The 11761-nt window shown below is 63.5% G+C and carries 14 protein-coding genes, 1 tRNA gene and 1 pseudogene; 4 read left to right on the forward strand and 12 right to left on the reverse strand.

Annotation, left to right across the window (positions count from 1 at the left end; genetic code table 11):
- Positions 1 to 150 (forward strand): FAD-dependent oxidoreductase (locus MOV75_RS12375; RefSeq protein WP_247005823.1); only part of this gene is annotated, 150 nt, incomplete at its 5' end.
- A gap of 91 nt (positions 151 to 241) precedes the next feature.
- On the opposite strand, the gene MOV75_RS12380 is transcribed toward MOV75_RS12375, so the two are convergent.
- Together MOV75_RS12380 and MOV75_RS12385 are read right to left on the reverse strand one after the other, a co-directional pair.
- Positions 242 to 649, reverse strand: coding sequence for a thiol-disulfide oxidoreductase DCC family protein (locus MOV75_RS12380; protein WP_246923606.1), 408 nt, complete (start codon positions 647 to 649; stop codon positions 242 to 244).
- Positions 649 to 1560, reverse strand: a complete 912-nt coding sequence (locus MOV75_RS12385; protein WP_246923603.1) for a S9 family peptidase — start codon at positions 1558 to 1560, stop codon at positions 649 to 651. Before MOV75_RS12385 ends, MOV75_RS12380 begins: the two co-directional genes overlap by 1 nt.
- A gap of 266 nt (positions 1561 to 1826) precedes the next feature.
- Here MOV75_RS12385 and MOV75_RS12390 point away from each other — a divergent pair, with 266 nt between their 5' ends.
- Together MOV75_RS12390 and ppa are read left to right on the forward strand one after the other, a co-directional pair.
- Positions 1827 to 2336, forward strand: coding sequence for a GNAT family N-acetyltransferase (locus MOV75_RS12390; protein ID WP_246923601.1), 510 nt, complete (start codon positions 1827 to 1829; stop codon positions 2334 to 2336).
- A gap of 176 nt (positions 2337 to 2512) precedes the next feature.
- Positions 2513 to 3049: an inorganic diphosphatase gene (ppa, locus tag MOV75_RS12395; RefSeq protein ID WP_246923598.1), complete on the forward strand. Its 537-nt coding sequence runs from the start codon at positions 2513 to 2515 to the stop codon at positions 3047 to 3049.
- 85 nt (positions 3050 to 3134) lie between these two features.
- Here the strand turns inward: ppa and folD are convergent, their stop codons facing one another.
- Genes folD through MOV75_RS12410 form a run of 3 tightly spaced genes read right to left on the reverse strand, consistent with a single transcriptional unit; the run spans position 3135 to position 4679 of the window.
- Positions 3135 to 4019: a bifunctional methylenetetrahydrofolate dehydrogenase/methenyltetrahydrofolate cyclohydrolase FolD gene (folD, locus tag MOV75_RS12400; RefSeq protein ID WP_246923596.1), complete on the reverse strand. Its 885-nt coding sequence runs from the start codon at positions 4017 to 4019 to the stop codon at positions 3135 to 3137.
- A gap of 9 nt (positions 4020 to 4028) precedes the next feature.
- A complete protein-coding gene (locus tag MOV75_RS12405) occupies positions 4029 to 4373 on the reverse strand; it encodes a DUF167 domain-containing protein (RefSeq protein ID WP_246923592.1) in 345 nt (114 codons plus the stop codon).
- Positions 4374 to 4388: 15 nt separating this feature from the next.
- Positions 4389 to 4679 carry a YggT family protein gene (locus tag MOV75_RS12410; RefSeq protein WP_212082462.1) on the reverse strand — a complete coding sequence of 97 codons (291 nt, stop codon included), beginning with the start codon at positions 4677 to 4679 and terminating at the stop codon, positions 4389 to 4391.
- Between the two features lie 218 nt (positions 4680 to 4897).
- Between MOV75_RS12410 and MOV75_RS12415 the strand changes: the two genes are divergently transcribed.
- Positions 4898 to 4973: transfer RNA gene (locus tag MOV75_RS12415), tRNA-Ala, on the forward strand.
- Positions 4974 to 5086: 113 nt separating this feature from the next.
- Here the strand turns inward: MOV75_RS12415 and MOV75_RS12420 are convergent.
- The 7 genes and pseudogenes from MOV75_RS12420 to MOV75_RS12450 form a co-directional block, all read right to left on the reverse strand.
- Positions 5087 to 5899: an enoyl-CoA hydratase gene (locus MOV75_RS12420; RefSeq protein WP_246923590.1), complete on the reverse strand. Its 813-nt coding sequence runs from the start codon at positions 5897 to 5899 to the stop codon at positions 5087 to 5089.
- Between the two features lie 124 nt (positions 5900 to 6023).
- A complete protein-coding gene (locus MOV75_RS12425; RefSeq protein WP_246923585.1) occupies positions 6024 to 6824 on the reverse strand; it encodes a glutamine amidotransferase in 801 nt (266 codons plus the stop codon).
- A 124-nt stretch (positions 6825 to 6948) separates the two neighbouring features.
- On the reverse strand, positions 6949 to 7728 hold the full coding sequence (locus MOV75_RS12430; RefSeq protein ID WP_246923614.1) for an SDR family oxidoreductase: 780 nt from the start codon (positions 7726 to 7728) through the stop codon (positions 6949 to 6951).
- A gap of 223 nt (positions 7729 to 7951) precedes the next feature.
- Entirely contained in the window at positions 7952 to 8440 is a 489-nt protein-coding gene (locus MOV75_RS12435; protein WP_246923580.1) for a TerB family tellurite resistance protein, read from the reverse strand.
- A 209-nt stretch (positions 8441 to 8649) separates the two neighbouring features.
- Complete coding sequence (locus MOV75_RS12440; protein WP_246923577.1) at positions 8650 to 10059, reverse strand: adenylate/guanylate cyclase domain-containing protein; 1410 nt, start codon at positions 10057 to 10059, stop codon at positions 8650 to 8652.
- A gap of 51 nt (positions 10060 to 10110) precedes the next feature.
- The gene (locus MOV75_RS12445; RefSeq protein WP_247005822.1) at positions 10111 to 11481 is read right to left on the reverse strand and encodes a cytochrome P450; all 1371 of its coding nucleotides are present in this window, start codon (positions 11479 to 11481) and stop codon (positions 10111 to 10113) included.
- 34 nt (positions 11482 to 11515) lie between these two features.
- Positions 11516 to 11761 (reverse strand): annotated as a pseudogene (locus tag MOV75_RS12450) (hydrolase); the annotation flags it as partial.

The following is an 11761-nucleotide window of genomic DNA, read 5'->3' on the forward strand; positions in this document are numbered from 1 at the left end:
GACCGCGCGGTGCTGGCTGCGCCGGTGGATGGGCGGCTGTTCTTTGCGGGCGAGGCGACGTCGCCGATTTTCTTCACGACGGCGCATGGCGCGCGGGACAGTGGGGAGCGGGCGGCGCAGGAAGTGCTTGCGGCTCGAGGCAAGCCGTAGCTCCGTCATTGCGAGCACAGCGAAGCAATCCAGAATTTTCCCGCGGCGGCAGCCTGGATTGCTTCGTCGCTTCGCTCCTCGCAATGACGGCCTACTCGATCACTCGGGCTCGTAAATCCGCATCGGGCACGAAGCAGGCGTCATACTTACCGAAGATGCGATAGCGATTGCGTGCGACGAGGCTGTAGACGAAATCGCGGAGCGGCTTCGGCACCGCGAATAGCGCGCGCACCCAGCTCCAGCCCGGCAGCTGCGACAGCACCGTCAGCGCGGCGTCGGACTTCATGAATACCTCGCCGCCATGAACCACCGCATTGGTGTCGGGATCCTCCGGATCGATATCGAATGTCCGCGCAAGCCGGGCGCCATAGTCCGACTGGATCGGCGTGAACCGGAACAGCTTCGCCGTGTCGCGCTTCGCAACGAATCGGACCCAGCGCGAGCAGAAGATGCAGACGCCGTCGAACAGGATCACGTCGTCGTCGGGCCATTTGGTCATCAGCGATCGTCCCGCGGCTTCTTCGTCGCCATTGGCATTGCCGGGTTCAGCACACGCCCGAGCGCGTCGCTTGCGGCTTTGACCCCGGCCTCGCTCTCGATCAACCAATGCCCCTCGCTGCCGACGGCCGGCAAGGCGCGAAAATCGGCTTTGCCGCCGCTGCTGCGAAACGCATCAACCAGTCCTTTCGAAAATGCCGGCGAGAAGTAACTGTCGTTATCCGCGACGAGCCACGTCACAGGAATGCGTGCGCCCCTTCCGAACTCCGCGGCGGCGGCACGAAGCGAGTGTGGCGCGCAGATCCGGTTCGGCTCGTCATTGGCATGACCGCCGCGCCCCGGCGCAAACACTGTGATCGCGGAGATTGCTTTCGGATCGGCATTGGCGAGTGCAAGCACGCCCCAGCCGCCGGCGGAATGGCCGATCACGATGGCGGCCTCCTTGCGAATGAAATCTTGCTTTCGCAAATCATCGAGCGCGAGCCAGATTTGCTCGGCCATTGCGCGGCCCGAACGCGCATAGTCGGCCTCGTCACATCCGCCCTGGTCCTCGACATAACGGCCGCCGGTCGCACCATGGCCGAGCCGCTCCGGCACCAGCACGGCAAAACCGCGCGCGACGAGATAGGCGGCGAGAGGACGGTATTCCGGCTGCGGCATCTGCGCACGACGCAAGCCATTCTGCGTCGAGGCGTGTGCGATCACCGCCAGCCGGAACGGACCTGCACCAGCGGGGCGAAACAGCAGGGCATGCGCGGCAATGTCGGTATCCGGCGACGGCAGAAGCCATTGTTGTCGGCGAAGCGGTTCGCCCTCCCCTCCCGATGGGCCAAACGTGACCTGAGCGCACAGAGGCGGCGCAGTCAGCAAAGCCAGCAGAGACAGGAGTGCGATGGTGTTGAGGAGCCGCATCAATGGCCGAGGGCGAACACGAACAGCGACGGCCACACTAGTAGGAACGAATCAGCATGGGCGGACTTTCTGCGTTGCCATTGTCATTCATTCGTTGCCGCAACAGGAGTTTTGCACCGACGCAGGGCACGCCGGTGCCATTTGATTGGCGTCTTGTCTTTTTTCGGTACAACATGGCTAGGATACTGATGCACAAAATCCACACGTTAACCGATAATTAACGATAGGTCTTGCCGCCGACGCGGCGACTTGGTTTGATTGCGTCCATGAGCACAACCCTGATCGAGGTCCGGCCGGCCAAAGCTGCAGATGCAACTGCGGTGGCGTCCACTCATGACGAAGCCTGGCGCTCCGCCTATCAGGGCATCATTCCCGGTGCCGAGCTGGAAAAGCTCATCAACCGCCGTGGCCCACAATGGTGGGATAGCGCAATCCGCAAGGGCAGCCGCGTCAGCGTTCTCGTGTTCGGCGACAAGATCGCAGGCTACGCCAATTACGGCCGCAACCGCGCCCGCAGTCTGCATTTCGACGGCGAGGTCTACGAGCTTTATCTGCGTCCGGAATTCCAGGGTCTCGGCTTCGGCCGTCGCCTGTTCGCCGCCGCCCGCCGCGACCTGATGCAGAGCGGGTTGAAGAGCATGGTGGTATGGGCGCTCTCGGACAACGACCCGGCGACCGAATTCTACCGGGCGCTGGGGGGCCGTATGGTGGCACGCTCGTCGGAGCGGTTCGGGCCGAAGTCGCTCGACAAGGTTGCCTTCGCTTGGACCAATTGAGCTGCTGAAAGCCTAGGCGGCAGCGTTTCCCTTCCGTCGATACCGTTGCCTTTGAGCCGGTGCTTTCCGGATTCATTATTTCACAAAAACGCGATGGATCAGCGGGCCAAGCCCGCGTATGACAGCCCAAAATCGCTGCCGGGCGCGATTTCACCTCGGCAACAACGGAGCCTTGAATGCGTATCGATGCGATCTCGATCGGGAAGAATGTACCCCACGAAGTCAACGTCCTGATCGAAGTCCCCGTGGGCGGCGAACCGATCAAATACGAGATGGACAAGGAGGCCGGCACGCTGGTGGTCGACCGCTTCCTCTACACGCCGATGCGTTACCCCGGTAACTACGGCTTCATCCCGCACACGCTGTCTGATGACGGCGATCCTTGCGACGTCCTGATCGTCAACACCCGCGCCATCATTCCCGGCGCCGTCATGAGCGTGCGCCCGGTCGGCGTGCTGTTCATGGAGGACGAAGCGGGCGGCGACGAGAAGATTCTGGCGGTGCCGTCGTCGAAGCTGACGCAGCGCTATGACAAGGTGAAGTCGTACTCCGACCTGCCCGACATCACGCTGCAGCAGATCCAGCACTTCTTCGAGCACTACAAGGATCTCGAGAAGGGCAAATGGGTGAAGATCCTGCGCTGGGGCGGCCCGGAGGATGCGCACAAGCTGATCCTCGAAGGCATGGATCGCGAGAAGAAGAAGAAGGGGTAGTCGTTCCGGGGCGCCTCGAAGAGGCGAACCCGGAACCTCGAGATTCCGGGTTCGATGCTGCGCATCGCCCCGGAATGACAACCCACTACACCGCCGGCTTCGGCAGCCCAGCGATCGCGCAGGCCGCGCGCAGCGTGTTCACCAGCAGGCACGCCACCGTCATCTGACCGACGCCGCCCGGCACCGGCGTGATGGCGCCTGCAACCCCAAGCGCATCCTGATAGGCGACGTCTCCGACGAGGCGCGTCTTGCCATCATCTTTCGGAATCCGGTTGATGCCGACATCGATCACGGTCGCGCCCGGCTTCAGCCAGTCGCCGCGCACCATCTCGGGCCTTCCGACCGCGGCATAAACGAGATCGGCCTTCTTCACGAGCCCAGGCAAGTCGCGCGAGCGCGAATGCGCGATCGTCACCGTGGCGTTCTCGTTCAGCAGCAATTGCACCAGCGGCCGGCCGACCAGGTTGGAGCGGCCGATGACGATGGCGTTCATGCCTTCCAGCGAGGCGTGCACGCTCTTGGTCAGGATGATGCAGCCGAGCGGCGTGCAGGGCGACAGCGCCTCGAAGCCGCCGGCGAGCCGGCCGGCATTGTTCGGATGCAGCCCGTCGACGTCCTTGGCGGGGTCGATGGCGTTGATGACGGCTTCCGTGTTCAACCCCTTCGGCAGCGGCAGCTGCACCAGAATGCCGTGTACGGCCGGATCGCGGTTGAGCTTTGCGACGAGCGCCAGGAGGTCCGCCTGCGCGACGTCGGCCGGTAGCTTGTGCTCGAAGGAGGCCATGCCGGCGGCCTGGGTCTGGGTGTGCTTGGAACGCACATAAACCTCGCTGGCGGGGTCGCTGCCGACCAGGACGACCGCCAGCCCCGGCACCAGATTGTGCTCCCGCTTGACCCGGGCAACCTCCTCGGTGACGCGGGCCCGAAGCTCCGCGGCGATGACTTTTCCGTCGATGATTTTGGCGGTCATGTCGGTTCCTCAGTCTGTCGATTTGTCCGAGACGAGCTGGCGCAGGGCTTCCCCGAGCCGTGCCGGATCGCCGTCGACCGCGATCTGCTTCAGCCGCGAGGTGGCTCCGGACAGGAGCCTCACGCTGGCCTTGGGGACACCAAGCGATTTCGCCAACAGCACCAAAACGGCCTTGTTGGCCTCGCCGCCATCGGCGATCGCTCGCACCCGCACCTTGAGCACGCTGCGGCCATCGGCCAGTTGCTCGATCCCGTCGATGTCGTCGCGGCCGCCGCGCGGCGTCACCCGCAGCGCAATGCTGATACCGGAGGCCCCGTAGCGCCAGGGTTCCCTGAAGGCCTCTTTCGCGACCAAGGCGCTCCAGCCCGCTCAGACCACGTTGGGGTAGATGTAGTACAGGATCACCCGCTCGATGAACATGATGAGCAGGATCAGGATGATCGGCGAGATGTCGAGGCCGCCGAGACTAGGCAGGAGATTGCGAATCGGCGCCAGCACCGGCTCGGTGATCCGGTACAGGAACTCCGCCACCGCCGAGACGAACTGGTTGCGGGTGTTCACGACGTTGAAAGCAATCAGCCAGGACAGGATCGCGGACGCGATCAGCAGCCAGACGTAGAGGTCGAGCACGATGATGACGATGTCGAGAACGGCACGCATGATTTTTCAGGGCTCTGGCTTTTGAAGACTCTGGCTTTTGAAGACTGGTTGCGGTCGGAAGTGACGCCTTTCGCTAGATATCGGTTCCCCCCCGCCCAAACAAGGGAAGTCGCGTCCCGAATGGCTAAAAGCGGGTTACAGCCGTCCTTGACTTGACCTTGGCGGGGACTTAAATGGCGCCCGGTTGTCGGCCGCATTTACCAGAGCGGCCAGCAAACGGGGCCATAGCTCAGCTGGGAGAGCGCGTCGTTCGCAATGACGAGGTCGGCGGTTCGATCCCGCCTGGCTCCACCACGCTTCGCCCTCCGGGCTACGCGTGGCGCAGCCACGACGGAGCCCGAGGGGCGAAGCGTGGTGTCCGGCGAAGCCCGCAGGGCGAAGACGGACTGGTTGAGGAATACTCCCCCTTACCTCCCCGTAAACCTCGGCGGCCTCTTCTCCATAAAACTCGCCACGCCTTCCCGAAAATCGCTACCGCCCAATGCCACCATCATCTCCCGGTTGGCCTCGATCGTCGCCTCGGCCAGCGTCTGGAACGGCACCTCGTAGAGCTGGCGTTTGATCACGGCCATCGCACTCGGTGAGACTAAATCGGCGAGATCGCGCGCATAGGCATAGGTCTCCTCGCGGAGCTTTTCAGGCGAGCTGAGGCGGTTGACCAGCCCGATCCGCAGCGCTTCCTCGCTCGACACCCGCCGCGCCGAGAGCAGCAGATCCATCGCGTTGGCATGACCGACGATGCGCGGCAGCATCCAGCTGATGCCGTGCTCGGCAATCAGGCCGCGCCGCGCGAAGGCCGTCGTGAACACGGTATTGTCGGCGGCAAAGCGCAGGTCGCAATAGAGTGCGTGCACGAGCCCGATGCCGGCAGTCGCGCCGTTGAGCATGGCGATGACAGGCTTCTTGATCGACGGATAGAAGCCGTAGCGCGTCTGCCAGTCCGGACGCCGGTTCATGTCGAACGGCGGCAGGTTCGAGGCACGCCTGACGTCATCGGGGTCGAGCCCCTTGAGCGCATCCATGTCGGCACCGGCGCAGAACGCGCGGCCCGCGCCGGTGAGGATGATGACTCGGACATTGTCGTCGGCGCTTGATGCTTCCATCGCATGGCGCACGTCGCGCTCCATGGTCGGCGTCCACGCATTCATGCGGTCCGGGCGATTGAGCGTGACGGTCGCGATCTTGTCGCTCACCTCGTAGAGAATGTGTTCGTAGGCCACGGCGCTCTCCCTTGTTTGTCGGCACGCATTGGTGCGCGCTCGTTGGCAGAGAGCCTAGCATATCAGGGACAGAGGCAAGGACTTGCGCCAAGGATCTGCGGCAAGGATCTGCGCGAACGCGCGATCACTCGGCAGCTTGCGCCAGCACGGGCCGGCGCGCCAGCCAGCCGTTGATGAAGTGATCGAGCCAGGCGCGTTCCGCGGCATCGTACACGGCACGATCTGCGAAATGATGGTGTCGCTGCCGCGCACCGGGCGCGCTGAAGCCGTCATAGCCTCGTGTGGTCCAGCGATGCATCATCGCGTAGGTCACGTCTGGATGAAATTGCACGCCGAAAGCATTGCCGGCACGGAATGCCTGCACCGGAAAATCGTCACCTTCTGCGAGCAGCTCTGCGCCGACGGGCAGCTCGAATCCCTCGCGATGCCAGTGATAGACCTGAGCCGGCCAGGCCGGGCAGAGCGCGTGGCCCGCCGCGGTCGGACGGATCGGGTAATAACCGATCTGGGTCAGCGCATCGGCATGCGGCGCGACGCGCGCACCGAGCTGCATCGCGAGCATCTGGGCCCCAAGGCAGATGCCGAGAAACGGCCGCTGCTCGCGCAGCGGAATTTCGATCCAGTCGATCTCGCGGCGAACATAGTCATCGGAATCATTGGCGCTCATCGGACCGCCAAAGACCACCGCGCCGGCATGCTGATCGAGCGTGTCGGGCAGGGGATCGCCAAAGCGCGGACGGCGGATGTCGAGGCGATGGCCGAGCGCGCGCAAGGCATTGCCGACGCGGCCGGGGGTCGAGGATTCCTGGTGCAGGACAATGAGAACCGGCAGGCCGCTTGCCGAATCAGAGGCAGGCGCGCCGGGCGTCCTTCGCGGGAAGGGCACCACTTCTGCACTGCCAAACCTATCCGTCCGGAACGACATTGTCCTTGCGAAAGCTATTGGTTCAGACCGCCAGCATAACTAAGCGATCGTTAATTTCGTGTGAGTTCGCGCACACATCGAAACCGAAGCAAGCTCCGGGCCAATACGGACACTCGAGCTTTCCTTAGTGCCTCTGCCTCTGGAACCGGCTGGTGGCGGCCAGGATGAAGCCGCGTGGGAAAAAGCGCAGCGCAAATGGCACAATCTTGATGCCCAAACCAGGCAACACTGCTCTTTTATTGGCCATCAGCCCGCGATAGGCCTCCCGGGCGACATCGGCGGCAGAAACATTGAGAAGAGCCGTATCATGTCCGGAGCCGACCCCGGCGCGCGCCTGGAATTCGGTGGGCACGGGACCCGGGCAAAGGACGGTGACGCGAACACCGCGCGGCGCGAGCTCCGCCCGCAGCGCTTCGGTGAATGAAATCACGTAGGCCTTGGACGCATAATAGACGGCCATGCCGGGGCCGGGCAGGAAACCCGCGACCGAGCCGACATTGAGAAGACCGCCCTTGTTCTTGATGAGCTGATCGGCAAAGCGCAGCGAGAGGTCCGTCAGGGCCCGCACGTTGACATCGACAATCCCGACCTGCTCGTTGCGATCGCGCTCGATGGCATCGCCGAACACACCGAAGCCGGCATTGTTGACGAGGTGATCGAGCTCAACGCCTTCGGCAGCGAGCGCTGCTGCGATTGTTTCGCCGGCGTCCATGTCCTGGAGATTGCAGGCGATCACGATCGGCTTCTTGCCGCCTTTGGCGGCGAGCTCGTTCGCGAGCGCCTCAAGTCGATCCGCGCGCCGCGCCGTCAATGCCAGGCGATGTCCGTTGGCGGCAAATACGCGCGCCAGCTCCGTGCCTATGCCCGCCGAGGCACCGGTGATCAACGTTACCCGCTCTGTCACGATCGCAGTCTCATGAAGTGAAGATTTTGGCCCAGCAATGCTGGAACCAGAGCATAGGCCGCGCGCGACAGGCAAGCGGCGCTGGCAGCATGGCCGCTTGAAAGGTGATCAGAGGGAGCACAAAAACCGCGGATTTGCGGATGAATCCGGACACGAGGCGGCCGGCAGCTACATTAAAGTTTCGTCATGTGATCCGCACAACCGACGTCCGCGCAGAGTCAGGTCAGCCACTGACGGCGCTGTCCTTCAGCTCGCCGCTGGCACGGCCCGCAACAGCGTGCTTCAGCTCAATCCGGTCGCGCTGGGCAATCCCGAGCAGGTCGGAGGCGCGCCAGACGACATTGTCTTCGAATTCGGTGACCTGGCCGTCGGCATAGACCAGCTCCCACATCATCCGGACGATGCGCTTGCGCCCCTCTTCGTCGAGCGAGCGCATGATGACACTGGTGAAGTGATAGAGATCCACCGCCTCGCCCTCGACCTGGGTGGCATCCGCGATCAGGCGATCCGCGGTGCCGTGGTCGAGCCCAAAGTGGCTCTCGATCAGGCTGTGCAGCTTGCGCTGCTCAGCCGCTGTCGGCTGGCCGTCCAGCGAGACCACGTGGACCAGCAGCGCGGTCGCGGCCAACCGATAATCGCTGTCGCCGAACGTGCGGTTCTGGTCATGAGGGGCGACAATGTCGGTGATGAATTGGCGCAGGCCGTCGAGCATAAGGTCCTACCGAAATCGATGCGCCGCGAGGAGCGCGGCTGTTACCAGCATCATATGAGCAGGGAACTCAACCGGCGCAACATGCGTCAGTTCCGCGCGCCGCATTACGTTTCGGCAATCTGTCTACTGTCATTCCGGGGCGCGCAAAACGCGAACCCGGAATTCCGGGTTCGATGCTCGCGCATCGCCCCGGAATGACAGTTCAAGGCTCACGGAATTTCGTACACCACCATTTTGTCGGCGATGCCGCGCAGCGCCGCCTGTTTCTGGATCGGCTTGATCGCACGCTGCTCCAGCACCTCGGCGACCGCAGGCGCATCGAGCACCGGGCCGGTGATGTGAATTTCCTGCGCTGTCGACAGGCTCTGCACGCGGGCGGCGATGTTGACCGTCTGGCCGAAATAGTCCTGCCGCTCGTTGAGCATGACCGCGAGGCAGGGACCTTCATGGATGCCGATCTTGACGATGAGATCGTCGGTGCCACGCTGCTTGTTGAGCTCGTCCATCGCCGCGCGCATCCGCAGGCCCGCGACGATGGCATGCTCGGGACGGACAAAGGTCGCCATCACGGCATCGCCGATCGTTTTCACCACGGCGCCCTTCTCGGATGAGATGATCTCGAGCAGCGCATGGAAATGCGCACGCACCAGATCGAAGGCGGCGAGATCGCCGACGCGCTCGTACAGCGCGGTCGATCCCTTCAGGTCGGTGAACAGGAAGGTCAGCGAGGTGATCTGGAGCCGCTGGTCGAGACTGAGATTGTCCGCCTTAAAGACGTCGCGAAAGGTCTGGTTCGACAGCATCCGCTTGGCGGTGAGAAACGGCTTGCGCTTGCCGATGAGATGATGAAGCGCCTCGGCCGCGATGAACACCGACGGCAGCACGCGCACGCCGGCCTGGTTCTCCAGCGACAGCCGCAGCGGACCGGGCCGCATGGTCGTGGTGCCTGTCGGGGCCTGCACCCTGTTGTACATGATGGCGAGCTGCTGACGGTCCTTGGTCGGCTCGCCCTGGACGTCGATGAAGTGGGCGGCGTGCGTCACCGGCTCGAAGATGATGACGAAGTCACTCGGCAGTTGCAGCGACATGGTCGCCTTCTCACCGGCCGGCAGCTCCATCGTGTCCAGCGTTACTTCATTGGCGAGCGTCGCGAACGATTCCTTGTTGAAGTCGACGCCGGAACTCCAGAACATTTGCTTGAAATACTCCCAGACTGGAAGCGTATCGGGGTCGTGCGCTGCGATGCGCCGGACACGTGAATTGACGGTGAAGGAGACCTCGACCTGATCGTCGACCGAGGTCTTGTAGCCGCAGGCGCAGAGCGCACAGTGATACTCATCCGGCTTGAGCGCCTTCAGGGTCGAATGCGCCCCCAGCACGCCGCCGCAGCCCGGGCATAATACGTTCCAGCCGAGATCGAACAGGCCGAGCCGCGCCGCATGCAGGAAGGCAGAGATCGCATGCTCTTCATCGAGGCCACGCTGCCTGGAAAAATCGAGAACGTTGACGCGGTTGAGCTCGTGATCCTCGCCATCCTCGATGAGACGCGCAATGGCATCGACCACCTTCTCGTCGGCGGTCTGCTTCAGAACGGAAAACTGGGCCTGGATGTCGCTCATGGCGGGACTCTATCTAGGGTGGATCACGCCATCGGCCAGGCCAATTGCCTGTCACCGACGCGTGATGCGGAACATGGGTGAGTGGTCCGGCTGGGTCGTGACGACACCGAGCGGGATCACGGGTTTCGTCGTATCGGCGAGCTCGACACGGAATGCGCCGATCAGCCGGGCCAGCGCCAGCACGGATTCGGCTTGCGCGAACGGCGCGCCGATGCAGACACGAGGACCTGCGCCAAACGGCAGGTAAGCGAATCGGTCGGGCGCCTCTTTCGACATGAAGCGTTTTGGAATGAACGCGTTCGGCTGATCCCACAGCTTCTCGTGCCGGTGCAGCAGCCAGGGCGCGATCATGATGATGTCGCCCTTGCCGATCTCGATCCCGGCCGCATTGTCCTTCTCGCGTGCGGCGCGTGCCACGAGGAAGGCGGGCGGATAGAGCCGCATCGTCTCCTCGATCACCGCGCGGGTGAATTTCTGGCGGTCGATGTCGGCGATGCTGTCGAGATGTTCGCCGCGCGCCTCGGACGCCACCTCCTCCTGCGTATCAGGGTCGAGCGCGAGCAGATAGAGCGCCCAGAACAGCGCCGTCGCCGTGGTCTCGTGACCGGCGAGGATCATGGTCGCGACCTCGTCGACGAGCTGTTCGTCGGAGAAGCCCTTGCCCGTTTCCGGATCACGCGCCTCGTCCATGAGATCGAACAGGTCGCGCGGCGGCGCACCGTCCTTCTTGCCTGCCGCTCGCCGTTCGACGATCAGCATGGCAACGAACTCGGTCCAGCGTTTGCGGAAGCGCGCCCGTGGAAAATCCATCGGGCTCGGCCACGACACCGGCAGCACCATGTCGAGGAGGTACGGGCGTCCCAACCGCGCGGCATATTCCATGATGAAATTGCGCAGGGTCGCGCCATGCTGGTCCATGCCGAACGAAAACATCGTACGCCCGGCGATCTCCAGCGTCATGCGCTGCATGATCTCGCGCAGGTCGACCTCTTCACCCGAGCGCGCATCCAGTTTTGCGATAGTCTCGTCGAGCACCGCCGTCATGTGCGGAACGAGATTCGCGGTCGCGCGCGGCGTGAAGGCCGGCGCCAGCGTGCGGCGCTGGAACGTCCAGGAGTGACCTTCCGCGATCAGAAGACCGTCACCGAGCACGGGACGCAGCATGCGGATTCCCGCCGGCGTGCGCGAATAGTTCTCGTAATTGGTGAGCAGGACGTGCCGGATCGCATCCGGCTGGTTCAGGATGAAGCTGTTGCGGAAGAAGAAGCGCCCCTGGACGACGTCTTCCTCGTAGGCGCGCTGCCCCCAGGTTGCGATCATGTTCTGGCGGATCACCGCGAGACGACTGAAAAACGACATGTCGTCGGGCGCACGCGGGGGAGCCGGAGGGATGATGGGCTGACGCACGCTGGCGATGTTCATGGCTCTCTCCCGAGAGATGGGACGCAGGCAACAGCTAGTAAGTCAGCTCGGCAATCGCAATCCTGTTCTCCTGGGCAGGCCAGGCGCGAGCCACAATTCGTTCTTCGCCGGATTGAGCCACGATGTTACGTCCAACCTCGCCGGCCGCAAGCCGCAATGTGGCCGCCGAATCCGTCGGCACGCCCGGCTTGACGTCGGCCGGCTCCTTGCCGTCCAGCAACACCACGTCCCTCGGCAGACCGAAATAGCCGCGCGGCCGCGACATGATCACGATCGCGCC

The sequence above is a fragment of the Bradyrhizobium sp. PRIMUS42 genome, assembly GCF_023006515.1.
Lineage (GTDB): Bacteria > Pseudomonadota > Alphaproteobacteria > Rhizobiales > Xanthobacteraceae > Bradyrhizobium.

Bases quoted from the DNA above. Each gene is read 5' to 3' on its own strand.
- MOV75_RS12380 (WP_246923606.1), bottom strand. From the start codon at position 649: ATGACCAAATGGCCCGACGACGACGTGATCCTGTTCGACGGCGTCTGC.
- MOV75_RS12425 (WP_246923585.1), bottom strand. From the start codon at position 6,824: ATGTCGTTCCGGACGGATAGGTTTGGCAGTGCAGAAGTGGTGCCCTTC.
- MOV75_RS12440 (WP_246923577.1), bottom strand. From the start codon at position 10,059: ATGAGCGACATCCAGGCCCAGTTTTCCGTTCTGAAGCAGACCGCCGAC.
- MOV75_RS12445 (WP_247005822.1), bottom strand. From the start codon at position 11,481: ATGAACATCGCCAGCGTGCGTCAGCCCATCATCCCTCCGGCTCCCCCG.
- MOV75_RS12390 (WP_246923601.1), top strand. From the start codon at position 1,827: ATGAGCACAACCCTGATCGAGGTCCGGCCGGCCAAAGCTGCAGATGCA.
- MOV75_RS12385 (WP_246923603.1), bottom strand. From the start codon at position 1,560: ATGCGGCTCCTCAACACCATCGCACTCCTGTCTCTGCTGGCTTTGCTG.
- ppa (WP_246923598.1), top strand. From the start codon at position 2,513: ATGCGTATCGATGCGATCTCGATCGGGAAGAATGTACCCCACGAAGTC.
- MOV75_RS12410 (WP_212082462.1), bottom strand. From the start codon at position 4,679: ATGCGTGCCGTTCTCGACATCGTCATCATCGTGCTCGACCTCTACGTC.
- MOV75_RS12435 (WP_246923580.1), bottom strand. From the start codon at position 8,440: ATGCTCGACGGCCTGCGCCAATTCATCACCGACATTGTCGCCCCTCAT.
- folD (WP_246923596.1), bottom strand. From the start codon at position 4,019: ATGACCGCCAAAATCATCGACGGAAAAGTCATCGCCGCGGAGCTTCGG.